We start from the raw sequence: 25,639 nt of genomic DNA on the forward strand, positions 1-25,639 counted from the left end.
TTAGGGGTGATCTGATGAGGACGATAATCAAATCGATAACGATAAGCATGTTATTGCTTGGTACCATTATGCTTGCACCAGATGCAGATTCTACGATAAAGGGAAGTACAGAGAAAAAAACTTCAATTGCATCTGAAAAGCAGACTTCCTTAGTTGCAAGTCAGCCATTAGAAGTAAAGGTTACTATGACGAAGGAGTACCTTGATGGTGTTCGTGAAACCGAGGAAAAAGTTGAAACAATTTGGGCGATGGAAGATTTTTGGGCCAGCTATACAGGCTGGACATTAGTGGATCAGGGAGATGGGTTTGTTGAATTTAAGAAAAAGATCGATGACCTTTCACCCGAGGTGAAAGCAAACGGTTATTTTGGAATTGATATAAATGAGCAATTGACCATCTTTTTGGGGAAACCGGCCGAAGGTCAAATCATGGAGTCATTTTTCCCGATCCCTGTAGATACGTTGGAAAGCAAGCGGATGGAAGAGCTTGAAAAAGGGATTAAAATCAAAGATAAAGAGCATTTTCAAAAAGTGATTAAAACCTATTCCGGAAAGAATATGACTGGAAAACAATAGACACCGGCTCTCCTGTATTATCAGGAGAGTTTTACTTTTGTTTACTTAGAATGGGCGAACATGTGCTTGTATGTTACAATAGATGAATACTTAGTAAGATTAGAGGGGAAACAGCATGATAGCATATGTACGGGGATTATTGACAGATTTAGACGATGATAGTGTCATTGTTGAAACGAACGGGGTAGGCTATGAATTGATATGTGCCAATCCTTATTTATTTCAGGAACATATAGATAATGAAGTGAAAATTTATACATATCATTATGTCAGAGAAGATTTGCAAGCCTTATACGGATTTAAGAAGAAAGAAGATAAAGCCTTATTCTCTAAGCTTCTGAATGTATCAGGAATTGGACCGAAAGGGGCACTGGCTATTTTGGCTTCTACAAGTGTCGGGGATTTCGTAGCTGCTATTGAGCAGGAAGATGAGAAGTTTTTGACACGTTTTCCAGGGGTCGGGAAAAAGACCGCGAGGCAGATGATTCTTGATCTGAAAGGGAAATTGACAGCATGGATTCCAGATGAAGAAAATGAGTCATCTATTTTTTATGCGAAAGATCATACTTCTCAAGAACGTAACCAGGCAGTTGAGGAAGCGCTTGAGGCCATGAAAGCTCTTGGGTATTCGGAACGGGAACTCAAGACTCTTCGCCCTGAGCTGTCTAAAAAAGAGCATGCCAATGTAGATGACTACGTACGTCAAGGCTTGCAATTGATGATGAAAAGCTAAACGAGTGGGGGTGACTCGGCATGGAAGAACGAATGATATCAAATGAGATGCAGGAAGAAGATGCATCGATTGAATTAAGCTTACGGCCCAGCAGCTTGAGGCAGTATATTGGTCAAACGAAAACGAAACAGAATTTGCAGATTTTTATTGAAGCAGCAAGAATGAGGAATGAACCTTTGGACCATGCTTTATTATATGGCCCACCGGGGTTAGGTAAAACGACATTGGCTTCTATTATTGCTAATGAAATGGGAGTTCAATTCCGCACAACTGCCGGACCTGCCATCGAACGTGCAGGAGACTTGGCTGCTATTTTGTCTTCGCTGGAAGCAGGAGACGTACTTTTTATCGATGAGATTCACAGACTGCCTCGATCAGTAGAAGAAGTGTTGTATCCTGCTATGGAGGATTTTTGTCTGGATATCGTTATCGGGAATGGACCAAGTGCAAGGTCTGTACGACTTGATCTGCCGCCGTTTACTTTGGTTGGAGCAACTACACGAGCCGGATTGCTATCAGCACCGCTCCGTGACAGATTCGGCGTGCTCAGTCGTTTAGAATATTACGATACGAAAGATTTATGTGACATTGTAGAACGGACAGGGGAAATTTTTCAAGTGGGCATCACACATGATGCAGCAATAGAAATAGCGAGACGTTCAAGAGGGACGCCGCGGATTGCTAACCGTTTATTGAAGCGGGTACGTGATATAGCTCAAGTCAAAGGCAAAAAAGAAATAGATTTGCAGACTACGCAGGAGGCATTGGAGATGCTTCAAGTGGATCCTGTAGGACTTGATCATATTGATCATAAGTTATTACTGGGAATCATGGACGGCTTCCAGGGAGGACCTGTAGGACTTGATACGATTGCGGCTACGATCGGTGAAGAATCCCAGACCATTGAAGATGTTTACGAACCGTACTTGCTGCAAACCGGATTCATCCAACGCACCCCAAGGGGCAGAGTGGTAACACCTAAAGCTTATCTTCACTTTCACCGGGAGGTGCCTGAAGCTTGACCGGATTTGGAAAAATATTTATTGTAATAGGGGTTGTATTCGTCATTATCGGTTTGCTTTGGAATTTTATTGGCAAGCTCCCAGGCGATATCAGCTTTAAAAAAGGGAACGTTACTTTTTATTTTCCAATTGTCACTTCCATTGTAGTAAGCATCATACTTTCATTGATTTTTTACTTCATAGGTAAAATAAAATGAATAAAGATAGGAGATAATTATGGACATCAAGCAATATGACTTTGACCTTCCTGAGGAGTTGATCGCCCAAACACCTTTGTTGGATCGTGCTGCATCAAGATTGATGGTTCTTGATAAAGAAAATAAAACAATCAATCACCGGCGATTTTCAGATATCAGGGAATATCTGCGTCCCGGTGATTGCCTTGTTTTGAATGATACCAGGGTACTGCCTGCACGGTTGTATGGAGTAAAAGAAGATACTGGAGCCAAAGTAGAAGTACTTCTTCTCCATCAGACAGAAGAGGATGAATGGGAAGTATTGGTGAAACCAGCGAAGAAAATCAAAGTAGGAACCAGAATAATATTTGGTGAAGGAAAATTGATTGCACAATGTACGGCAGCCCAGGAACATGGTGGCCGAATGCTTCGTTTCGAATATGAGGGAATATTTTTAGAAGTATTAGAAACGCTCGGAGAAATGCCGTTACCACCTTATATCAAGGAACAGCTTTCAGATAGCGAAAGATACCAGACTGTTTATGCTAAAGAAGAAGGTTCTGCCGCAGCTCCCACAGCAGGATTGCACTTCACAAAGGAGCTATTGAAAGAAATTGAGCAGTCCGGGGTTGAACTCGCTTATATTACACTTCATGTCGGGTTGGGTACCTTCCGACCAGTAAGTGTAGATAATATTGAGGATCACGATATGCATGCTGAGTTCTACCAAGTATCACAGGAAACAGCGGATAAACTGAACCATGTCCGTGAGAACGGTGGACGTATCATTTCAGTAGGAACCACCTCCACGAGAACATTGGAGACGATTATGCGTGACTATGGGAAATTTACCGAAGCATCTGGCTGGACGGATATATTCATTTATCCTCCGTACGAGCTGCAAGCGATTGATGGATTGATTACCAATTTCCATCTTCCGCAATCAACACTGATTATGCTAGTCAGTGCTCTGGCAGGACGAGCGTTCATTTTAGACGCTTATCAACAAGCTGTAGAAGAACGTTACCGTTTCTTCAGTTTCGGTGACGCAATGTTGATTTTATAAGGAAAGGGTTTAATTACTGATGGCAATCACCTATGAATTTGTAAAAACCTGTAAACAAACTGGAGCCCGATTGGGCAGGGTGCACACTCCCCATGGTTCATTTGACACACCAACGTTCATGCCGGTTGGAACACTTGCTACCGTAAAGACGATGAGTCCGGAAGAATTACAGGAAATGAATGCTAACATCATCTTGTCCAATACGTACCACCTCTGGCTTAGACCAGGAGAAGATATCATCGAAGAAGCTGGTGGCCTGCATAAGTTTATGAACTGGGATGGGGCGATTCTGACTGATTCTGGCGGCTTTCAAGTGTTCAGCTTAAGTGACCTGAGGCAGATTGAGGAAGAGGGCGTACATTTCCGGAACCATATCAGTGGTGAAAAATTATTTTTATCTCCGGAAAAGGCGATGCATATCCAGAACGCTTTAGGATCGGATATCATGATGGCTTTCGATGAGTGCCCACCATATCCGGCGGAGTACGAGTATTTGAAAAAGTCAGTCGAACGGACAAGCCGCTGGGCAGAACGCTGTTTAGCTGCACATAAGAATCCGGATAAGCAGGGGTTGTTCGGCATTGTTCAAGGTGGGGAGTATGAAGAACTCCGACGTCAAAGTGCGGAAGACTTGATATCATTGGATTTCCCTGGCTATGCAATTGGAGGCTTATCTGTTGGAGAACCGAAAGATGTCATGAACCGTGTTTTGGACTTTACTGCCCCAATGCTTCCTGAAAATAAGCCGAGGTATTTGATGGGAGTAGGTTCACCAGATTCCTTAATTGATGGTTCCATCAGAGGAATTGATATGTTCGATTGCGTACTGCCGACTCGTATCGCAAGAAATGGTACATGCATGACTTCCAATGGCAGGTTAGTGGTCAGGAATGCTAAATTTTCCAGGGATTTCCGTCCGATTGATGAGAATTGTGACTGTTATACATGCCGCAATTATTCACGTGCTTATATCAGACACCTGGTAAAAAATAATGAAACTTTTGGCTTTCGATTAACTACTTACCATAACTTATATTTTCTGTTAAAATTAATGGAGCATGTGCGCCAGGCTATTAGAGAAGACCGCCTTGGCGATTTCAGAGAAGAATTCTTTGAACAATATGGTTTCAATAAACCGAATGCTAAGAATTTCTAGAAAGGGGGAATGAAAATGGATGGCATATTAGGATTGTTACCGATTATCCTTATGTTCGTCATTTTCTATTTCTTGTTGATCCGTCCGCAGCAAAAGAAACAGAAGCAGGTTCAACAGATGCAAGCGGATTTACAAAAGGGAAATAGAATCATTACTATCGGGGGGCTTCATGGCACCATTCACGCGATTGATGAAGGAACTGTAGTATTAACGGTAAATGATGGAACTAAAATGACTTTCGATCGTTCAGCTGTTCGAGAGGTATTGAATCAAGACTAAAAAATGACTCCGGCAAAAATAGCCGGAGTCATTTTTTTCTGGCTGCGGGATTAGAACGGATATTGACGCCCAACATCCCACCGATTAAAGCGGAACCGACCATTCCTGCAAGGTACGGAAGCTGTGCTAGTGACAACCCCTGTTCAAGTCCCAGATATTGATATAGGATAATAAATAATAAAAATGCCCCACCAGTCAAAAGACCATACATCCAGCCTTTTTCCTGGCCCCGATGCCCGGCTGTTGCTCCACCAGTAAACAGTATGAGCATGGCCAAAATCATTGTAAGTAAGTTGATGATATTTGTATCGATGGTTGTAAAGCGGAGCAAAAGCGCCAATATAAAACTGCACGTCAACATAAGAATAAGGATGATGGCAAGACCATATCCCAGAGCCTTCCAAACTTCTTTTTTCATGATTCCCCTCCTTGTCTACTTTGTCCATATACTATATGTCTTATAATTTATAAATAGAAGTATATATTTCTCCTGCCTTTTGAATAGATATCATAGAAAAGGCTGAAAAGGAGACAGGTTATGATAACGTGGATGGCCATTCTTATTTTTATCATCAGTTATGGATTGATCATGTCTGAAAAAATAAATCGTGCCCTCGTAGCAATTTCGGGGGGAGTACTGTTACTACTGACTAATGTGTATGAATGGCAGGATGCTTTCACGCATTATATCGACTGGGAAACGATCGCTTTGCTTTTTTCGATGATGGTTCTGGTAGCCATTACAAAGAAGACCGGTGTGTTTGAATATATTGCCATACGCTTCGCACAAATGGTGAGAGGGAAACCTGTACCTTTACTTATAGGAACTGCCATTTTGACGGCCGTTGGCTCTGCTTTTTTAGATAACGTCACTACCGTTCTATTATTTGTTCCTATTCTGTTGACGCTGACGAGCCAGCTCAACTTACCAGCGTTTCCTTTTCTTCTTACTACCATATTCAGCGCAAATATCGGAGGTACAGCTACCTTGATAGGGGATCCTCCTAATATAATGATTGGACAAGCGGTCGAACATTTTACCTTTGTATCATTCCTGGTAAACCTTGGGCCGATTGTTATCGTCATATTCGCCTTTACGCTGGGAGGGCTGGTATTAATTTTTCGTAAGCAATTAGTATATGAAAAAGAGAAAGCGATTGAATTGATGAACTTGAATCCCTCGAGTTACTTAAAAAAAACACCGATGCTCTATCAGTCCTTAACCGTAATGGCTATGACCATGGTTGGCTTCCTGATGCACCCGATCATTCATGTGGAGCTCACTACGGTTGCTGTTTGTGCGGCTGTGTTGTTATTACTTTTGACCGATGCGGAAGCCTCCAGCGAAAAAGTCTTTCAGGAAGTGGAATGGGTTACCCTGTTCTTTTTTATCGGTTTATTCATGCTCGTTGGTGGACTGGAGAAAGTAGGCGTGATCGATGAAATAGCAAGAGCGATGATGTGGATGTCAGGCGGGGACTTACCGCTGACATCATTAATCGTATTATGGAGTGCCGGAATACTGTCCGGGGTGGTTGACAATATTCCTTTTGTAGCGGCTATGATTCCTGTTGTACAGGAACTTCAAGGATACGGCATGATGAACATCGATCCAATTTGGTGGGCATTAGCGCTTGGTGCATGTCTTGGAGGGAATGGGACGTTGCTTGGGGCATCGGCTAACGTAGTGGTAGCTGGGCTCGCTGCCAGCGCTAATCATCAAATTTCTTTTGTGAAGTTTATTGTATATGGAATCCCTGTTTTATTGTTCTCATTGATTGTTGCTACGATATATATCTACTTCCGTTATCTGGTGCCATTTTTATCTTAAAATCAGTTTGATCATAGTAAACACTTCACCCGCGTAATAATTTACGCGGGTGTTTGTTTTGCAGTTAGGTTTAGGATAAAGCAAGGGCTTTTTGGTTAAAGTAACAAAGGACATCTAGATGGATAGCGGGAGTGGAATAGAAGTGGATATTCAAGTATGGACAATAGTTTTTCGAACGCTGCTTACATATTTATTGATCTTAGTGATTCTAAGAATTATGGGAAAAAGGGAAATTGGGGAGTTGAGTGTATTAGATTTAGTGGTTTTTGTCATGCTTGCTGAAATTGCGGTTTTCTCGATTGAAGAACCAGATAAATCTTTAGTTCATGCCCTGATTCCCATGACCCTCCTTTTAATCATTCAACGGTTATCCGCTTTTCTTTCTTTGAAGAGCCAGAACTTTCGGGAATGGTTTGATGGTACACCTACTTTCATTATTAAGCATGGAAAAGTCGATGAGTATGAAATGAAAAAGCAGCGTTATAACTTCAATGATTTACTCATTCAACTTCGTGAAAAGGAAATATATAGTATCCAGGATGTGGATTATGCCATTCTTGAACCTAATGGTAAACTTTCGGTCCTTCAAAAGGATGAAAATGACTCCGACCATTCCTCAGGTTATTCTGCTATTTTGATTGCAGATGGAAAAATACAATATGATTCTCTCCAACGAGTGAAAAAAAATAAAAGCTGGCTTCTGAACGAACTGAAGAAAAAAGGTTATGAGTCCGAAAAAGACATCTCCTTCTGCTCCCTTGACGAACAAGGAGAACTGTTCATCGACCAAAAAAACGAGTATGAATAACAATAGCGCTGCGACTGCAGAGGTGACATAAAATAAGAATCGAAAGCCCTTTGGCATAAGTGCCAAGGGGCTTTCGATTCTTATTTTATCAGTTTTTGAAGGAAAGGAATCTGTTTCAGTTCATCTTTGGTAAGAAATCGTAATAGGAATAAAAGGATGATATACAGACAAGTCAAAGTTATACTGATGATGGCAAATTGGAAAACTTCACCGACGTTGTAAGCTAACAAAGCCTTTAATTCAGAGCCGATCCACCAGGTCACTCCGATCAATACTACCATTTTGGCAAGGTCGCCAAAGGGAATTCGAAAACTAATGGACTGCATAAGAGCAGCTAGATGTAAAAAGGTTACCACTAATACACCTACCACGATAGAAATAGCCACGCCCCGGATGCCGAAGGCGGGTTGGGCGGCTAGTCCCACCATCACCCCGAATTTTACTACGGCTCCGATTAAACTATTCCACATGGCTGGCTTAGCCAAGTCCAATGCCTGTAAAGCAGCTTGCAGTGGCGCCTGTATATAGAGGAGCAAGAAGAATGGGGCCATCAATGCTAGCATATAGGCAGCATTGCTCGTCCCATACATCAGTTGGAGGATGGTCGCAGCGAAGCTGGTCAATAAGATAGTTGCAAGTCCTCCAGAAGCGAATGAAAGACGTAGGGATTGATGTATCCGGTAGTGAATCAGTTTAGTTTTATTCTTTGCACCCGCTTCACTGATAGAAGGTATTAAAGCTACAGATAAAGAATGAGTGATGAATGTAGGCAACATTAATAGTGGAAGAACATAACCTGCCAGCTCCCCGTATTGTTTGGTAGCAAGAGCAGTCTGAACCCCTGCTAAAGCCAGGCTTTGCGCTACTAAGATAGGTTCCAGAAAAAATGAGAATGATCCAATTAGTCTGCTGCCCGTGGTCGGTATCGCGATAGACAACAATTCTTGCATTGTTTTACCACCGGATTGGAGATAGGATAAGAATTTTTTTCTTACTTTGAAACGCTTTTTTATTGAAAACATTCGAAGCATGAAAAACAGAGATGCCAACTCTCCAAGGATAACAGATGCCATTGCCCCTGCTGCAGCATACTCTATCCCATATGGCAGCAAAAGGTTGGTGAAGAAAGCCACAGACAGTATTCTGACAATTTGTTCGATGACCATGGAATAAGCTTGTGGTTTCATATTTTGTCTTCCCTGAAAATAACCTCGGAGAACGGAGGAAATAGCAATGATAGGAACGATAGGACTGATGACAAGTAAAGGAACGACTGTTCGGGAGTCTGTAAGTAAATGATTGGCTACCCAAGGGGCTAATAGAATCATCAAAACGGTGAATATAATGCTCAACACCCCAGTGATAGAAAGGGATACTACAAGGATACGTTTGATCTTATTCAAATCACCGGCCGCTTCAGCCTCTGCTACACGCTTTGAAATAGCCACAGGCAGACCGAACTGTGTGAGTGTAATCGCCAGGAATAAGGTGGGCAACGCCATCATATATAAGCCGACCCCTTCTTCCCCCATTACCCGTGCCACTACAATGCGATTAATAAAACCTAAAAAACGGGTGATCATTCCCGCAACTATTAAAATCAGGGTCCCTTGTAAAAATGTTTGCTTGGTCATAGAATAACGACCTGCCTTCTCAAAGTGATTAAATTCATATACAATGAATGTATATGCGAAAGAGGTGTCCAAGCATGACATTATTTATATGGGAGTGGCCCATAAGCTTGGGGGAGGCGAGAAGATGGTTGCAAAAACTACCATAATGTGGAAATCTGAAATATTTGCTGTATTGGAAAGTAAAGCAATAGAATTTCAGTTGATGGGTTATGCTGGCTCCACCCCAGAAAATATCTGGAAGTGTATGACGGACAAAGTCTGGAAAGGCAACCCGGAGAAACGTCTATATGAAGTCGTCCAGGATATATTTCATTTGAACACTGCCTTATACATAAGTTATCTGACCGTTCAGGCTTACCAGGATGATGACTTGGATATGTCTATTTCAGCACTGGTGAAGCACGAAAAGACTTCCACTGTCCACGAGTGAAAGCCAGACCTTTTATTGACATACACCTGAAAAGGTTTTTATAATAGTTCTATTGGAAAATTTCAGTAATCTATTCAATTGGTACGAGGAAAGGCCTGACAACTGACAAGACTTTCCATGATGATAAGGCTGTCCTGGTACCCTATTTACGTCTGTTTACATAAAATTATTTGTTTCGATTGGATATCAGCGTGCGATGGTAAGATAAAGGAGGAGCAATAGAATATGGTTAAAAGAGGCCGTATCGTAGCCTTTTTTCTTGTTATTTTGATACTAGCAGGAACAATTGGTACCACGATCACAGGAATAACGAAAGACATCAAGCTTGGACTTGATTTGCAAGGCGGATTTGAAATCTTATACGAAGTAGAGCCCCTGAATGAGGGTCAGGAAGTGAACGAGAAGGTATTAGAATCCACAGTGCGCTCCCTGGAAGAGCGTGTCAATGTCCTGGGTATCAGTGAAACAAACATAGACATAGAGGAACCTAATCGTATTCGGGTACAGCTTGCCGGTGTAGAAGATCAATCAGAAGCACGTGAATTGTTGTCCACAACTGCCCAATTATCCTTCCGGGATGCAGAGGATAACGAATACATGAATGGATCTGATCTGGTGGAGGGGAGCGCAGCTCAGTCCTTTTCACAAACTAACTCTCCGATTGTCACACTTCAAGTGAAGGATCCGAACAAATTTTATGAGGTTTCTAAAGAAATCAGTAGTATTCAAGAAGATCCAAGCACCCCTTATCCTGATGATGTCATGGTCATTTGGATGGATTATGATAAAGAGACATCTTTTGCTGAAGAGTTTGGAAAAGAAGATCCACAGTATATTTCAGCACCTGGCTTCTCTAACGGACCGATCCGTAGCAAAAACATTCAAATAACTGGAGATTTTACGGTTGAAGAAGCAAAGCGCCTGGCTGATATTCTAAATGCTGGTTCTCTGCCGGTAAACCTGGAAGAAATGTACTCTACATCTGTAGGTGCCCAATTCGGGGAGCAGGCCATGAGTAAGACTATTTATGCTGGGTTTATCGGAATTGCAATCATCTTTTTATACATGATGATTTATTATCGTTTTCCTGGGGTTATTGCTACAATTACGCTGAGTGTGTATATCTACCTTATTCTTTTGGTTTTTGAATGGATGAATGGTGTCTTGACCTTACCAGGGATAGCAGCCTTGATTCTGGGGGTTGGTATGGCGGTCGATGCCAATATCATAACTTACGAACGAATCAAGGAAGAATTGAAGTCCGGTAAGTCAGTTTTAGCTTCTTTCCGGGCAGGTAATCAGCATTCCTTATCTACGATTTTTGATGCGAATATTACGACGTTAATTGCTGCTATTGTGCTATTCACCTTTGGTACTAGTTCGGTCAAAGGGTTCGCAACAATGTTGATTGTCAGTATCCTGGTCAGCTTTGTAACTGCTGTCTATGGCAGTCGTCTATTCTTAGGCCTATGGGTGAAAAGCCGCCTTCTTGATAAGCGGCCGGGCTGGTTCGGAGTGAAGAATGAGGAAATCGTTAATATAGAAGATGGAGAAGAAGTAGAAGCCACTTTCTTTAAACGAAAAATCGACTTCGTCGGTATGCGTAAACGTTTCTTTACCCTTTCTATCATATTGATAGTAGCAGGGATTTTATCGCTGGCACTCATGCGCTTGAATTTAGGCATCGACTTTACCAGTGGTTCTCGTGTTTCTATTTTGTCTGATGGTAATATTACTTCTGAGCAAGTGGAAGAAACGTTTGAGCAAGAATTTGATGTAACACCTAAAAAAGTGGTGCTTTCCGGAGATAATAGGGAAATCGCTGATGTGCGGTTTGACAGTGTTTTAGGAAAAGATAAAATCGCTGAAATCAAATCCTACTATAATGAGGAATATGGTAATGAACCAAATGTAAGTACAGTCTCACCGATAGTAGGTCAGGAGCTTGCTAAGAATGCAGCTCTTGCTGTACTTTATGCATCAATCGGAATAATTATATATGTAACGATACGATTTGAGATTTACTTTGCGTTGACAGCAATCATTGCATTGCTGCACGATGCCTTTTTCATTCTTGCATTGTTCAGTATCACCAGATTAGAATTCGATATTACGATTATTGCAGCGATATTGACAATTGTCGGTTATTCCGTCAATGACACGATTGTTACGTTTGATCGGATCAGGGAAAATGTCAAGCGGGAAAAACGAGTCAAGACATTCTCCCAGCTTGCGAAGATCGTTAATAAGAGTTTAATGCAAACAATGGCAAGAAGTATCAATACAGTCCTTACAGTAGTATTCGCAGCGCTTATGTTATTGTTATTCGGAGCAACCTCCATTACTAACTTCGCGTTTGCATTAGTAGTTGGGCTGATCGCTGGTACGTACTCTTCCTTATTCATTGCTGCTCAATTATGGCTGGTATTGCGTGGAAGAAACATCAAAGAAAAACCACTTAGTTTCGTGAAAAAGAAAAAATCAGGCGGTCCTCAAGTTTAATAAGGATGCTGGAAGGAAAGAGGCTGTCCTATAGTCTGTAATAGACTAAATGGGTCAGTCTTTTTTTTGTGTTCATATCAAGAAGTAATGTTCTGTGGAAAAAAGGACAGTCCGGGAGCTCCCAGCGGTTTTTTCGTGAGGAAGTGATGAAATAAAGAAAGGTTGATTCAGCCAGGGCATCCCGTTCGTGGGAAATCGAGCGATGATCCTACCCATAGGCACATAAGTTTACAATAAATATGGCTTTTTCTATCGAATACGTTTGTGGAAAATAGATTAAGGTAATAAATAGAGTAAAGTACTTTTATCACCGCGAAAGGAGGAGTAATATGAAGGGACAATATTATTGGATTTTAGCACTTATATTTGCGTTATTGATTGCGGTGTTTGCAGTAATCAATGTGGATCCAGTAGAAGTTAATTATTTATTCGGCACTGGGGAAGCACCATTGATTCTTGTTATTTTAATTTCCGTGCTTATGGGTGGGATTGTAACTGCGGCTCTTGGCGCAGTTCGAGTATACCGGCTGCAACGCGAAGTTAAAAACCTTCGAAGCAAACAGGGAAATAAGGAATCACGAGACGCATCCGATATTAAAAAAAACAGGGATAAACCGGCAGAACGTATCCGGACAGACACCGCTGATACCTCAGACCATTCCTCTGAATAAAATATCTTTCAGTTATTTGCTACCCCTGATTCCCTCTAGTATAATAAGTGGGTCAGGGGTGAACGTATGTTAAAAAGTAAAATGAAATGGAACTTTACATATAACGATATTGTGGATACCGAAGTGTTTTTAGAAGAACTGGGAATCTCACCGCTTACAAGAAAATTATTGTGGCAAAGAAATATCACGGAGCCCGAAATGGCCAAACGTTTTCTGTTCCCTTCATTGGATCACTTACATGATCCATTCCTAATGGAAGGAATGATAGAAGCGACAGAACGCATTCGGCTTGCTATCGAGCGAAAAGAAAATATTTTAGTGTTCGGGGATTACGATGCTGATGGTGTCAGCGCGACGTCTGTCATGGTAGAAGCCTTGCGTGAAGCAGGTGCTGCATGTGACTTTTATATTCCCAACCGGTTCACCGAAGGATACGGACCAAATGAAGCAGCATTCCGTAATGCGAAGGACAAAGGGTTTGATGTCATCATTACTGTCGATACCGGAATTGCTGCAGTACACGAAGCGGATGTTGCCAAAGAGCTTGGAATCGATCTCATCATAACCGATCATCATGAAGTGCAGGACCAATTACCAGATGCCTATACAATCATTCATCCTAAAGCCTCCGCTTCTTATCCTTTTCAGGAGCTTGCAGGTGTAGGGGTGGCTTTTAAATTTGCGCAGGCTCTCCTGGGCAGACTGCCGCAAGAACTGTTAGATCTTGTGGTAATTGGAACCATTGCTGACCTTGTTCCGCTTCAGGATGAAAATCGGGTGCTTGCGTCTTTTGGGCTGCAAGCTATCTCCCAATCGAAGCGACCTGGCATTCAGGCATTAAAAAAAATGTGTGGAATCGAAGGTGACCTCACCGAAGAAACGATCGGTTTCATGATCGGACCGAGAATCAATGCGGTAGGACGTCTGCAAGATGCATCTCCAGCTGTTGAAATGCTGCTGACCGAAGATTATGAGCAAGCGGAAGACTTGGCAAAATTGATTGATCAATTGAATAAAGAACGACAGAAGATTGTTTCAGATATAGCAGATGAAGCTGAAAAAATGCTGGAAGGCGATGAATCAGGGGATAATGCTTCTGTCATAGTCGTGGCTAAAATCGGCTGGAATCCAGGTGTGCTAGGGATAGTCGCTTCTAAACTGGTTGGCCGTTTCGATCGCCCGGCGATTGTACTTGGAATTGATGAAGAAACAGGCGAAGCTAAAGGATCAGCCAGGAGTATTGATGCTTTTGATTTATTTGTCAATTGCATGAAGGTCAGACCGTTATTCAAACATTTCGGTGGACATGCTCAGGCTGCCGGAATGACCTTGAAAGTAGATAATATTGATGAATTACGGCATGAATTGAATCGATTAGCAGATGAACAGTTGACACCGAATGATTTTACTCAAAGCGTTGATGTGGAAAATACTATAGATATTGCTGAGTTATCGTTACAACAAATTGAAGAAATCGCAAAGCTGAGTCCGTTTGGAATGGGAAACCCTAAGCCGCTTTTTCATATCGATCATGCTCCAAAGGAAATTAGGCAAATCGGGAGCAAACAGAATCATCTGAAATTCCAATTTCACAAGTCTGGTACCCAGCTCGATGGTATTGCTTTTGGGATGGGGGATTTATATAGTGATATTTCCCCGTATTCTAATGTGGAAGCAATTGGGGAATTAGGCATCAATGAATGGAATGGCCGTAAAAAATTGCAAATCATGATCAAAGACCTCCGTATTGCTGAATGGCAGTTGTTTGACTACAGGGGTTCTAAATATATCGAAAAAAAACTTTCCGGAAGCAATCTTAATGATCATGTCGCCCTTTCTTTTGATGGGGTCAGCCAAGCACCATTAAATCTGAACGTATTGGATAAGCATTCGATTATGTACTCCGAAGAAGGACAGGTTTCAGGTCTTGTCCTTTTGGACTTGCCATCCAAATTAGAGGAGTTAGGTGAAATAATAGAAGCTGTCCAGCCGAGGAAAATTTATGCTTGCTATCGTATTGACGACAGCACATTCTTCAATAAACTCCCGACTCGAGAAGATTTCAAATGGTTTTATGGAATGCTCATGAAACATAAGTCATTGGATATGAAATACGGAGCATCCAAGCTCGCCTCTTATAAAGGATGGGATAAGGATACATTGGAATTCATCTCGCAGGTGTTTTTTGAGTTGGATTTTGTTAAAATAGAGAATGGACTGATTTCACTCCATCCTTCCCCTTCAAAGAAGGATTTGAATGATTCGGATACGTATCAGTTAAAACAACGGAGATTACAAGTCGAAAAGAAACTTTACTATTCCAATTATCAAGAACTGAAATCATGGTTCGATCAATATATGGAGCAACTGGACTTGGCCGTTAAGGAGGAAGTAACACATGGATTATAAACAACATATCGCTATAGTAGAAGATTGGCCAAAAGAGGGAGTACGATTCAAGGACATCACACCTTTAATGGATAATGGCAAGGCCTTCAAATCTGCTATCGATGAAATCGTAGAGTATGCTAAATCATTAAATATCGATTTGATAGTCGGTCCTGAAGCCCGCGGCTTTATCGTAGGCTGTCCTGTTTCTTACGCATTGGAGGTGGGGTTTGCCCCCGTGCGTAAAGAAGGGAAATTACCAAGAGAAACGATTAAAGTTGATTACGGTTTAGAATACGGCAAAAATGTACTTACGCTGCACAAAGATGCAATTAAGCCTGGTCAGAGAGTTCTGATTACCGACGACTTATTAGCTACCGGTGGAACGATTGAAGCAACCATCAAACTGGTTGAAGAACTAGGTGGTGTCGTTGCAGGCTGTGCTTTCCTAATTGAATTGACCTATTTGCACGGAAGAGATAAGCTTGAAGGACACGATGTGTTGACATTGATGCAATACTAAAGTTATTGGAGTGCCCTCCCATGGGTACTCTTTGTTTATAATTATATTTTTTTCTTTACATTTATCAGTCTTTTTTTGATAATGAGATACAACCAATAATTATATTTTAACAAGTATGTATAGAAACCAAGGTGATTAGATGTCGAAAGACAAAATTTTAAGCGCAGAAGAAGTGATTGAAGAAGCAAGCCGGTATTTGACGAAAGAAGATGCCGGTTTTATTCGACGCGCTTATGAATTTGCGGAGCAGGCACATAAGGATCAATTTCGTAAGTCTGGAGAACCATATATCATCCATCCTATTCAAGTTGCAGGGATTCTTGTCAACCTGGAAATGGACCCAGAGACCATTGCTGGTGGCTTTCTGCATGATGTCGTAGAAGATACCGATGTTTCTATCGAAGAAATAGAGGAGACTTTCAACAGGGAAGTAGCTATGCTGGTGGATGGCGTTACCAAGCTTGGTAAGATCAAGTATAAATCCAAAGAGGCACAACAAGCAGAAAATCACCGGAAAATGTTTGTTGCTATGGCGAAAGATATTCGAGTGATCCTGATCAAGTTGGCTGATCGACTCCACAATATGCGGACGTTGAAGCATCTTCCTCCCGAAAAACAGCGGAGAATTTCTAATGAAACGTTGGAGATTTTCGCTCCACTTGCTCATAGGCTTGGTATTTCAACAATCAAGTGGGAGCTCGAGGACACCGCGCTGCGTTACTTGAATCCTCAGCAATATTATCGCATTGTGCATTTGATGAAACAAAAGCGGAACGAACGGGAATTCTATATAGAAGATGTCATGAAAGAGATAGAAGACCGGATGGAAGAAGTGAATATCAAGGCGGATATTTCCGGACGTCCGAAGCATCTCTACAGTATTTATCGTAAGATGGTGCTGCAAAACAAACAGTTCAATGAAATTTATGATCTTCTTGCTGTTAGGGTAATAGTCGATAGCATTAAAGACTGCTATGCTGTCCTTGGCATCATTCACACCTGCTGGAAGCCTATGCCAGGCAGGTTCAAAGATTATATTGCCATGCCGAAGCCAAACTTATATCAATCTCTCCATACAACGGTGATAGGACCAAAAGGTGATCCACTTGAAGTGCAGATCCGTACTCAAGAGATGCATGAAATAGCTGAATATGGGATTGCAGCTCATTGGGCCTATAAAGAAGGCGGCCAATTCAACCAGACAAAACAATCGTTCGAAGAAAAATTGACCTGGTTCCGTGAGATTTTGGAATGGCAAAATGAAACCCACGATGCAGAGGAATTCATGGAATCCTTAAAGGTCGATCTATTTTCTGACATGGTGTATGTCTTTACGCCAAAGGGCGATGTCATTGAACTTCCGTCCGGTTCTGTCCCGGTAGATTTTGCATACCGAATCCATACTGAAGTAGGAAATCATACGATTGGTGCAAAAATTAATGGAAAAATGGAGCCCCTTGATTATGAGTTGAAGACAGGCGACATTGTAGAAATGATGACCTCCAAGCATTCGTATGGCCCTTCAAAAGATTGGATAAAGTTGGCCCAAACCTCCCAGGCTAAGAGTAAAATTAAACAATTTTTTAAAAAGCAGCGTCGCGAGGAAAATATTCTTAAAGGGAAAGAACTTGTCGAAAAAGAGATCAAGAATATGGATTTGTCTCCTAAGGAGGTTCTTACCCAGGAAAATCTCGATCGTGTTGCTGAAAAATTCAATTTCAGTAACGAAGAGGATATGTTCGCTGCAGTCGGCTATCAGGGAATTACAGCTGCTCAAATTGCCACCCGTTTGACTGAAAAAATAAGACGACAGAAAGAACAAGAACAGAATCTGGAAGAGACACTGGAAGAAGTTAAGAATGAAGTGAAAGCAAAACCATCGGGTAAGCGGGATTCCGGTGTCAGGGTGAAAGGTGTCGACAACCTGCTTGTACGACTGTCTAAGTGCTGCAACCCGGTTCCAGGCGATGATATTGTTGGGTATATTACAAAAGGACGAGGCGTTTCTGTACATCGTGCAGATTGTCCGAATGTCCAAACAGAAGATGCTCAAAGCCGTTTACTTCCAGTAGAGTGGGAAGGCAGTGTCTCTGATTCGAAGCAGTATCATGTAGACTTGGAGATATCCGGATATGATAGGCGTGGCCTGGTCAATGAAGTTTTGCAGGCCGTTAATGAAACGAAAACAAACATTACAGCCGTGTCAGGTAAGTCGGATCGTAATAAAATGGCTACCATCAATATCACAATTTTAATCCAGAATATCAACCATTTAAGAAAAATAGTAGATCGTATTAAACAAATACCAGAAGTATATACCGTAAGAAGAATGATGCAATAAGGGGATTCGTTAATATGAGAGCAGTCATCCAACGTGCCAAAAATGCCTCAGTCACTGTAGAAGGTGAGACTACAGGTGCGATTGATTCCGGTCTGGTGGTGTTGTTAGGAGTCACCCACGAAGATACAGTAGACGATGCTAAATATCTGGCTAATAAGATCATTAATGTACGTATCTTTGAAGATGACCAGGAAAAAATGAACTTAAGTTTGAAGGATGTACAAGGAAAGGTACTGTCCATCTCCCAGTTCACCCTCTATGGCGATTGTCGCAAAGGGCGCCGGCCTAACTTCATGTCAGCCGCAAAGCCCGACAGGGCACGGGAACTGTACGAAGTTTTCAATAGCCTGGTAAAAGAAGAAGGTGTCCCTGTGGAAACAGGAGCATTTGGCGAAATGATGGACGTTCAATTGAATAATGTAGGACCGGTTACACTAATCATAGATAGTAAAGATAAATGACAAAAAGGATGGCCATAAAGGCCATCCTTTTTACTATTAATTAAAATAATCCATTAGTCCATTTACAATACCAGTACTTAGTTTACGTTGATAGTTAGATGTTTTAACCAGCTTTTCTTCCGCAACATTTGATAAATATCCAAGTTCCAGCAACAGCGAAGGGTTGTTGTTCTCCCGGATTACATGGAAGCTATTGGCTTTTGCGCCGCGATTGACTGTTCCTGTAGCACGGATCATTCCTTGCTGGACCAGTTTAGCCAGATTCCTATCCTGGCTGCTATGATAAAAGGTTTCTATACCTTTGGCGCCCGAATACGTAGGAAAACTATTGTAGTGCAGACTGAGGAAAACATCTGCATTAGATGAATGAGAAACATTTACCCTGTTTGCCAGAGAAATATAACGGTCATTACTGCGAGTCATAATTACTTTTGCTCCTGCAGCTTGGAGCTTTTCTTTAACATGCAGTGCTGTTGCAAGGGTGACATTTTTTTCGTAAGTCCCGCTTAGACCGATTGCCCCTGGATCACGTCCTCCGTGTCCGGCATCAATCACAATGACTTTTCCCTGGAGACCTCCGCTAGAGCTGTTGTTCTGGCTCCCGTTATTTAGTGTTACAATCCAGCCGGCAACATACGCAGTACCCGAGCCATATTTTATTTTATACCATTTGCCATCTTTACTGACCACTTGAAAGTCGTCGCCTTTATGAGCTCTACCGAGGATCTTATGATTCGTCGATGGACCACTGCGGATATTCGTACCATCATAAAGGAGTGTCAAGGTTTGGGAGCTTGCTCCTCCGGTACTTGTCTGAACAGGTTGAGTAGAGCTTTGGCTGGTGTTGCCTGGACTGGCGTAATCACTGTGAATCCAGCCCGTGCCATATTTACTCTTGATTTTGTACCAGTCACCTTTTGTGCCAAGCTGTTTTACTGACTGCCCCTCCATCAAGTGGTTCAAAATTCTGGAGTTTGTATTAGGCTCTGCACGTACTCGCAAGTAGTCTGCATCTGAGCGGACAGCTGTATTTTCCTGAATTTTGACGAGGTATTTCGCTACCCATGCCTTTCCGCCATTGTATTGGATTTGGAGCCATCCATACTTTTCACTAAGGATAGGATAAGATTCCCCTCTATGTATTTGACCCAGTTTCTTTGTATATGAACTAGGGGCTTCTCTCACGTTAAGTGTATCGATATTAACGATTGCATTATCCGCTTTTACCGGCAAGGCAGTGAATGCGGCAACACTTAACAAAAGTAAGAAAAGCAAAGCAAATACTTTATTCAATTGTTTTGCCAAAAGTCATACCTCCTTCTGTTAGTTATTCGAGTTTAATAGTATCATTTCGACAATTTCTTTTAAATCCCTTTTTTTCCATAATTTTTTTAAGAAATATAGTGAAAAAACTTTTTAAAAGCTTGACATTGCCTTTCGGGAATCATATGATAATAATCAATTCTTAATTAGAGTCGTCAAAACCGATGAGAGAAAGAGTAATCAGGAAACATGCAGACAGAGAGGAAATGCCTTGTGGCTGGAAGCATTTCTGTGTAATAGCCTGATGAAAGACATTCTTTAGGTGCTGTGTCGAACCATAAGTAGGCTCAGCCGTACACAGGCGTTAACTGTATGGAGAGGAAACATGGAATGGTATGTTTCAACCAGGGTGGCAACGCGGGTAACTCCCGTCCCTTTTATTAGGGACGGGAGTTTTTTATGTTTTTTTCCAGTCACTGACAATTATATAAAGGAGGATGTTGTGATGAAGGCACCAAGAGGGACGCAGGATATTTTACCTGGGACGTCTGAAAAATGGCAATTTGTAGAAAGTGCTCTGATCGAGCTTTGCAGAAAATATAATTATCAGGAGATTCGTACGCCTGTATTTGAACATACGGAACTGTTCCAACGGGGAGTTGGGGATACCACCGATATCGTTCAAAAAGAGATGTATACCTTTGAAGACCGTGGGGGAAGAAGTTTAACTCTGAGACCAGAAGGCACAGCCTCCGTCGTACGCTCTTTTGTGGAACATAAGGTTTTTGGACTGCCAATGCAGCCGACTAAATTGTTTTACATCGGACCGATGTTCCGTTATGAGCGTCCTCAACAAGGCAGGATGCGACAGTTTTACCAATTTGGGATCGAAGCCTTGGGAAGTGCCGATCCAGCTATCGATGCGGAAGTGATGGCTTTGGCAATGGCGGCCTACCAGGAGCTTGGGTTGAAATCATTAAAGCTGGTCATCAACAGCTTAGGTGATACAGAAAGTCGTAAGCAGCACCGTGAAGCGTTGATCAACCACTTTGATCCACATCGGGAGGAACTATGCCAGGACTGTCAGGTTCGTCTGGATAAGAATCCACTCCGCGTGCTTGACTGCAAAAAGGATAGAGAACACCCGGCAATGGCAACAGCACCGTCTGTATTGGAATATTTGAACGAGGAATCAAGAGAGTACTTTGAGCAAGTCAAATCCTATTTAGATGCCATGGAAATTCCTTATGTGGTTGATAAAAACCTTGTCCGAGGGTTGGATTATTATAACCATACCGCTTTTGAAATCATGAGTGACGCTGAAGGCTTTGGTGCTATCACTACATTGAGCGGTGGTGGTCGTTATAATGGTCTGGTTGAAGAAATGGGAGGCCCTGAGACTCCTGGTATCGGATTTGCGTTGAGTATTGAACGCCTGTTAATGGCACTAGAGGCGGAAGGAATCGAATTGCCGGTCGATGAAGGAATCGATTGCTATTTTTTGGCTCTTGGCAATCAAGCTGAAAAAGAAGCGGTCCGCCTCACCTATCAGCTGCGGAAAGCCGGTGTTCAGGTAGATAAAGATTACCTCGGAAGGAAAATCAAGAGTCAGTTCAAATCCGCTGACCGGCTGAAAGCAAAATATGTGATTGTGTTAGGTGAAAATGAACTGGAAGCCGGCCAAGCGAACGTGAAATTAATGGAAACTGGTGAACAAAAAGAAATACCACTAACTGAGTTAGTCACTTATTTAAAGAACGAACTAGCAGGAGGGAAATAAGGATGGAACGACATCATTGCGGCAAACTGCATGAATCAGACATCGGCAGTAAAGTTATGTTAAAAGGCTGGATGCAAAAACGACGGGACTTAGGCGGATTGATCTTCATCGATTTAAGGGACCGATCCGGCATTGTACAGGTTGTATTTAATCCTGAGGTTTCCAGCGAGGCTTTGAAGGTTGCGGAAACTGTCCGGAATGAGTATGTATTAGAAATTCACGGTGAAGTACTTGGCAGAAGTGAAAATACCATTAATGAAAATCTCGAAACCGGTGCTATCGAGATTCAGGCAGAAAAATTAGAAATTCTTAATAAAGCAAAAAACCCGCCATTCATGATAGAAGAGGAATCGGATGTTGCAGAAGACCTTCGTCTGAAGTATCGTTATTTGGATCTGAGAAGGAAACCAATGCAAGAGACATTCCTGCTACGCCATAAAACCAACCAGGTGGTACGAAATTTCTTGAATGATGATGGGTACCTGGAAATGGAAACGCCGATGCTTACGAAAAGTACCCCGGAAGGTGCGCGGGATTATCTTGTCCCAAGCCGTGTTCATCCAGGTGAGTTTTACGCGCTGCCGCAATCTCCGCAATTATTCAAACAATTGCTGATGATGTCCGGTTTTGAAAAATACTACCAGATTGCCCGTTGTTTCCGTGATGAAGATTTACGAGCAGACCGACAGCCGGAATTCACCCAAATTGATATTGAGACCTCATTCATGTCTAAAGAAGAAATCATGGATATGACCGAACGGATGATGGGGAAAGTCATGAAAGAAGTTAAGGGTATTGAGCTGGAGACTCCACTTCCAAGAATGCGCTATGAGGAGGCAATGGAACGATTTGGTTCAGATAAACCAGATACTCGCTTTGGAATGGAACTGGTGAATGTTTCTGAATTGGTAAAAGATTCTGGTTTCAAAGTATTCAGTGGGGCAGTATCTACTGGAGGTCAGGTCAGTGCTATTAACGTCAAAGGGCAAGCAGATGCATTCTCCCGAAAAGATATTGATAAGTTGACGGAGTTCGTCAAGGGGTATGGCGCTAAAGGATTAGCCTGGATGAAGGTAGACGAAGCACAATGGAACGGTCCAATAGCTAAATTCTTCGGTGAAGATGAACTGATAGGACTTGGTAATGCTGTAGAAGCAGAGCCAGGTGACTTGATCCTGTTTGTTGCTGACAAGGTGACGGTGGTCCAGGAAGGACTAGGTGCTTTACGTTTGAAGCTGGGCAAGCAGCTGGAACTGATCGATGAAAGTAAATTCAATTTCTTATGGGTGACAGATTGGCCTTTGCTTGAATATGACGAGGATGCAGGACGTTATTTTGCAGCCCACCATCCTTTCACAATGCCAGAGCCGGATGAAGTTAACTTATTGGAAACTGACCCAGGCAAAGTTCATGCCCAGGCTTATGACTTGGTATTGAATGGGTATGAATTGGGAGGAGGCTCCTTGCGTATTTACAATAAAGAAATGCAGGATCGAATGTTTGAAGTACTTGGCTTTTCAAAAGAAGAAGCCAAGGAACAATTCGGATTCTTACTTGATGCACTTGAATATGGAACTCCCCCACATGGCGGAATCGCTTTGGGGCTTGACCGGATTGTTATGCTGCTGGCAGGGCGGAACAACCTTCGAGATACGATTCTATTCCCTAAAACAGCTTCTGCCTCTTGCTTGTTGACAGAAGCACCTGGGGATGTTAGTGAAGCACAATTAGAGGAATTGCACTTACAGACCACTGCTAAAAAGGACAGCAATCAATAAGGGGACTGAAATGCTTTTGTAATAAATAATTACGGAATCGTTATAGTAAATTTATTGATATTTGATAGTTCGTATGCTATTATTTGATTACAAAGTAAAGGAACCAATCCTGATGTGTACGTTGTTCGAATGTACGTTTTGACCGAACATTGATGTACAGGGAGCCTGGAGTTTTCATGTGGAGTGCAGGCCTCGTTACGATGAGGACGCATGAAGCATGAAACAGGGCACCCACCTGCTAGGAGCGGGTTCAAAACTCATGAAACAACGGCACAATTGGGATTGGAACTTACATAACCACACACCTTAAGGGAAACCTTAAGGTTTTTTTATACTTTAAGAAAGTTTAATTTAGTTAACGGAGTAAAGGATAAGAAATACCGGGGCTTTCGCCATAAGGACTTGGCGACAAGCCAAGCATTTCTAATAGAGTAAAAAGGAGCGGCTCATCTCATGTTGCATCAATTTTCACGAAATGAACTGGCCATTGGAAAAGAAGGTTTAGATTTACTGGAAAATTCCACAGTAGCTGTCTTAGGCATAGGAGGAGTCGGATCCTTCAGCGTCGAGGCATTAGCCCGAACCGGAATAGGTAAGCTGATATTGATTGATAAAGACGTCGTTGATATTACAAATATAAATCGTCAATTACCAGCGCTGCTTTCTACGATCGGCCAGCCAAAAGCAGAATTGATGAAAGAACGAATAAAGGATATCAATCCGGACTGTGAAGTAGTGACGTTGAACATGTTTTATACGGAAGAGACTTATGAAACGCTATTTGAATATCAACCTGATTATGTAGTAGATGCCAGTGATACGATTATTTATAAAGTACATCTTATTAAAGAATGTATTGCTCGTGATATATCGATTATCTCTAGTATGGGGGCAGCCAATAAGACAGACCCTACTAAGTTTGAGATTGATGATATTTTCAAAACAAGCTATGATCCTATCGCAAAAGTGATTCGAAAAAAATTGCGGGAAGCTGGTATTAAAAAAGGAATTCCGGTTGTTTACTCTCAGGAAAAACCGATTAAAATCAAAGAAGAAGTGCGAAAAGAAGTTGCACCGGAGAATCCTGGAACGAGGAAAGCCGAAATGCCTCCTTCTTCCAATGCTTTTGTACCGTCTGTTGCTGGTCTGATCATGGCCAGCCATGTTGTTAATGAAATCTTAAAACCAATTGAAATAGAGCGTAATTAAAAAGCAGGAAGCGACATACTCGCTTCCTGCTTTTTAGATTATCTAGGAAATTATAAAATTTTCTTTGTGTGGATAACTTTACGTGGTGGGTTACATCCAGCTCCAGCGCCTACCCCCTCGAGGTCTTAAGACAAGCCTCTCTGTGATTAGAAAAACTTGGCTTATCGCCGATTCCTAATGGCGAAAGCCTAAGTTTTTCTTATACTTTGATCCTTTAATAAAGTTAGTCTGTATTAAAGTACAAAGAACGTCACACTGAGGCTTGTCTTAAGCTTGTCGGGGGTGAGCAAGGCGCTTGCGCTTTTGTTCTTATTTTGCAACTTGTTCCAGGTTACCGTTTCTTTCCATGCGGAATTGTGGTTTAGCGAAATCGCCTTCTTCGTCGAATACAATCATCTTTCTTGCCCGGTCCATAATTTGAATCAACGCTTGATAGTCGTCTTGCATTGTCACTAGCTGACGTTGCAGCTGAGCATATTGTTTTTCTAATTTTTCTTTGTCTTCTTTAAGTTGCTGATTTTCGGCTGTTACTCTATCCAGCTTGTTACGATGGTTTGTAGAATTGTCCATATCAGTTTGTAAGTTACGCAAATAGTTAATAACGGCCCCTAGATTTATCTGAGGAACAGATGTTTCGGAAGATTGTTCAGTAATGTGCGCATCTATCTCCTCCGTAGGAGAAGTTTGTTCTCCGGTAAAAGGAGCTGGTGTCTTCGCAGATCGTTTTGGCTGCTCAATAGCTTCTGCACGTTTCTTTTCTTTTCGTTGTTTTTTAGCGATTTCAACCGCCTGATCATACTTTTGGCGGACTTCTGCGTTCCAGCGGAATCCACAAGCTGCGGAAGTACGATTCAATGCATCTCCCACTTCGTCAAAAGCTTTCAATTGAGTACTACCTTCCCGAATATGCCTGAGGACCGTTTCAGCTAACAATAAATCATCTTCATGAGACCAAGCATCCTGTCTTACTTTTGTCATATCAATCACTCCTCTTCTTAATGGTCTTTCTAGTA

At 42.0% G+C, this 25,639-nt stretch carries 23 protein-coding genes, 1 other RNA gene and 1 other annotated feature; of the genes, 20 read left to right on the forward strand and 4 right to left on the reverse strand.

Features of this window, described 5'->3' with window-relative positions; genetic code table 11:
- The first annotated feature begins 14 nt into the window (after positions 1-14).
- The 7 genes from BLV00_RS13315 to yajC all read left to right on the forward strand — a co-directional run bounded on the left by BLV00_RS13315 (position 15) and on the right by yajC (position 5,007).
- Entirely contained in the window at positions 15-575 is a 561-nt protein-coding gene (locus BLV00_RS13315; protein ID WP_093045474.1) for a BofC C-terminal domain-containing protein, read from the forward strand.
- Positions 576-690: 115 nt separating this feature from the next.
- On the forward strand, positions 691-1,308 hold the full coding sequence (gene ruvA / locus BLV00_RS13320) for a Holliday junction branch migration protein RuvA (RefSeq protein ID WP_093045475.1): 618 nt from the start codon (positions 691-693) through the stop codon (positions 1,306-1,308).
- A gap of 20 nt (positions 1,309-1,328) precedes the next feature.
- Positions 1,329-2,330, forward strand: a complete 1,002-nt coding sequence (gene ruvB / locus BLV00_RS13325) for a Holliday junction branch migration DNA helicase RuvB (RefSeq protein WP_093045476.1) — start codon at positions 1,329-1,331, stop codon at positions 2,328-2,330.
- Positions 2,327-2,527 (forward strand): DUF2905 domain-containing protein, encoded by a 201-nt coding sequence (locus BLV00_RS13330; RefSeq protein ID WP_093045477.1) that lies wholly within the window; start codon positions 2,327-2,329, stop codon positions 2,525-2,527. The genes ruvB and BLV00_RS13330 overlap by 4 nt, the downstream gene beginning before the upstream one ends.
- 19 nt (positions 2,528-2,546) lie before the next feature.
- Positions 2,547-3,572, forward strand: coding sequence for a tRNA preQ1(34) S-adenosylmethionine ribosyltransferase-isomerase QueA (queA, locus tag BLV00_RS13335; RefSeq protein WP_093045478.1), 1,026 nt, complete (start codon positions 2,547-2,549; stop codon positions 3,570-3,572).
- 19 nt (positions 3,573-3,591) lie between these two features.
- Positions 3,592-4,728: a tRNA guanosine(34) transglycosylase Tgt gene (tgt, locus tag BLV00_RS13340; RefSeq protein WP_143030725.1), complete on the forward strand. Its 1,137-nt coding sequence runs from the start codon at positions 3,592-3,594 to the stop codon at positions 4,726-4,728.
- A gap of 15 nt (positions 4,729-4,743) precedes the next feature.
- Positions 4,744-5,007, forward strand: coding sequence for a preprotein translocase subunit YajC (yajC, locus tag BLV00_RS13345; RefSeq protein WP_093045480.1), 264 nt, complete (start codon positions 4,744-4,746; stop codon positions 5,005-5,007).
- Between the two features lie 28 nt (positions 5,008-5,035).
- Here yajC and BLV00_RS13350 read toward each other — a convergent pair whose 3' ends face one another.
- Positions 5,036-5,425, reverse strand: a complete 390-nt coding sequence (locus tag BLV00_RS13350; protein WP_093045481.1) for a TIGR04086 family membrane protein — start codon at positions 5,423-5,425, stop codon at positions 5,036-5,038.
- 120 nt (positions 5,426-5,545) lie between these two features.
- Between BLV00_RS13350 and BLV00_RS13355 the strand changes: the two genes are divergently transcribed.
- A complete protein-coding gene (locus tag BLV00_RS13355; protein WP_093045482.1) occupies positions 5,546-6,838 on the forward strand; it encodes an ArsB/NhaD family transporter in 1,293 nt (430 codons plus the stop codon).
- A gap of 118 nt (positions 6,839-6,956) precedes the next feature.
- A complete protein-coding gene (locus tag BLV00_RS13360) occupies positions 6,957-7,646 on the forward strand; it encodes a DUF421 domain-containing protein (RefSeq protein ID WP_093045483.1) in 690 nt (229 codons plus the stop codon).
- Positions 7,647-7,726: 80 nt separating this feature from the next.
- Here the strand turns inward: BLV00_RS13360 and spoVB are convergent, their stop codons facing one another.
- Positions 7,727-9,280, reverse strand: coding sequence for a stage V sporulation protein B (gene spoVB, locus BLV00_RS13365; RefSeq protein ID WP_093045484.1), 1,554 nt, complete (start codon positions 9,278-9,280; stop codon positions 7,727-7,729).
- A 124-nt stretch (positions 9,281-9,404) separates the two neighbouring features.
- On the opposite strand from spoVB, the gene BLV00_RS13370 reads away from it, so the two are divergent.
- The 7 genes from BLV00_RS13370 (at position 9,405) to dtd (ending at position 18,596) form a co-directional block, all read left to right on the forward strand.
- A complete protein-coding gene (locus tag BLV00_RS13370; RefSeq protein ID WP_093045485.1) occupies positions 9,405-9,710 on the forward strand; it encodes a post-transcriptional regulator in 306 nt (101 codons plus the stop codon).
- Positions 9,711-9,935: 225 nt separating this feature from the next.
- Complete coding sequence (secDF, locus tag BLV00_RS13375; protein WP_093045486.1) at positions 9,936-12,212, forward strand: protein translocase subunit SecDF; 2,277 nt, start codon at positions 9,936-9,938, stop codon at positions 12,210-12,212.
- Positions 12,213-12,541: 329 nt separating this feature from the next.
- The gene (locus tag BLV00_RS13380; protein ID WP_093045487.1) at positions 12,542-12,883 is read left to right on the forward strand and encodes a LapA family protein; all 342 of its coding nucleotides are present in this window, start codon (positions 12,542-12,544) and stop codon (positions 12,881-12,883) included.
- A 66-nt stretch (positions 12,884-12,949) separates the two neighbouring features.
- A complete protein-coding gene (recJ, locus tag BLV00_RS13385; protein WP_093045488.1) occupies positions 12,950-15,292 on the forward strand; it encodes a single-stranded-DNA-specific exonuclease RecJ in 2,343 nt (780 codons plus the stop codon).
- Positions 15,282-15,794 carry an adenine phosphoribosyltransferase gene (locus BLV00_RS13390; RefSeq protein WP_093045489.1) on the forward strand — a complete coding sequence of 171 codons (513 nt, stop codon included), beginning with the start codon at positions 15,282-15,284 and terminating at the stop codon, positions 15,792-15,794. Before recJ ends, BLV00_RS13390 begins: the two co-directional genes overlap by 11 nt.
- Before the next feature lie 139 nt (positions 15,795-15,933).
- Positions 15,934-18,135 carry a RelA/SpoT family protein gene (locus BLV00_RS13395; RefSeq protein ID WP_093045490.1) on the forward strand — a complete coding sequence of 734 codons (2,202 nt, stop codon included), beginning with the start codon at positions 15,934-15,936 and terminating at the stop codon, positions 18,133-18,135.
- Positions 18,136-18,149: 14 nt separating this feature from the next.
- A complete protein-coding gene (dtd, locus tag BLV00_RS13400; protein WP_093045491.1) occupies positions 18,150-18,596 on the forward strand; it encodes a D-aminoacyl-tRNA deacylase in 447 nt (148 codons plus the stop codon).
- A gap of 36 nt (positions 18,597-18,632) precedes the next feature.
- On the opposite strand, the gene BLV00_RS13405 is transcribed toward dtd, so the two are convergent.
- Positions 18,633-19,901, reverse strand: coding sequence for an N-acetylmuramoyl-L-alanine amidase family protein (locus BLV00_RS13405; protein ID WP_093045492.1), 1,269 nt, complete (start codon positions 19,899-19,901; stop codon positions 18,633-18,635).
- Between the two features lie 173 nt (positions 19,902-20,074).
- Positions 20,075-20,298, forward strand: a binding site (T-box leader).
- A gap of 66 nt (positions 20,299-20,364) precedes the next feature.
- Here BLV00_RS13405 and hisS point away from each other — a divergent pair.
- The 4 genes from hisS (at position 20,365) to BLV00_RS13425 (ending at position 24,626) form a co-directional block, all read left to right on the forward strand.
- Positions 20,365-21,639, forward strand: coding sequence for a histidine--tRNA ligase (hisS, locus tag BLV00_RS13410; protein ID WP_093045493.1), 1,275 nt, complete (start codon positions 20,365-20,367; stop codon positions 21,637-21,639).
- A gap of 2 nt (positions 21,640-21,641) precedes the next feature.
- Positions 21,642-23,417, forward strand: coding sequence for an aspartate--tRNA ligase (gene aspS, locus BLV00_RS13415; RefSeq protein ID WP_093045494.1), 1,776 nt, complete (start codon positions 21,642-21,644; stop codon positions 23,415-23,417).
- A 103-nt stretch (positions 23,418-23,520) separates the two neighbouring features.
- A non-coding RNA gene (gene ssrS, locus BLV00_RS13420) (6S RNA) lies at positions 23,521-23,704 on the forward strand.
- Positions 23,705-23,870: 166 nt separating this feature from the next.
- On the forward strand, positions 23,871-24,626 hold the full coding sequence (locus tag BLV00_RS13425) for a tRNA threonylcarbamoyladenosine dehydratase (RefSeq protein WP_093045495.1): 756 nt from the start codon (positions 23,871-23,873) through the stop codon (positions 24,624-24,626).
- A gap of 309 nt (positions 24,627-24,935) precedes the next feature.
- On the opposite strand, the gene BLV00_RS13430 is transcribed toward BLV00_RS13425, so the two are convergent.
- Positions 24,936-25,604, reverse strand: a complete 669-nt coding sequence (locus tag BLV00_RS13430) for an RsfA family transcriptional regulator (RefSeq protein WP_093045496.1) — start codon at positions 25,602-25,604, stop codon at positions 24,936-24,938.
- Positions 25,605-25,639: the final 35 nt, after the last annotated feature.

Origin of the sequence: Thalassobacillus cyri, from assembly GCF_900107755.1 — a bacterium.
GTDB lineage: Bacteria > Bacillota > Bacilli > Bacillales > Halobacillaceae > Thalassobacillus > Thalassobacillus cyri.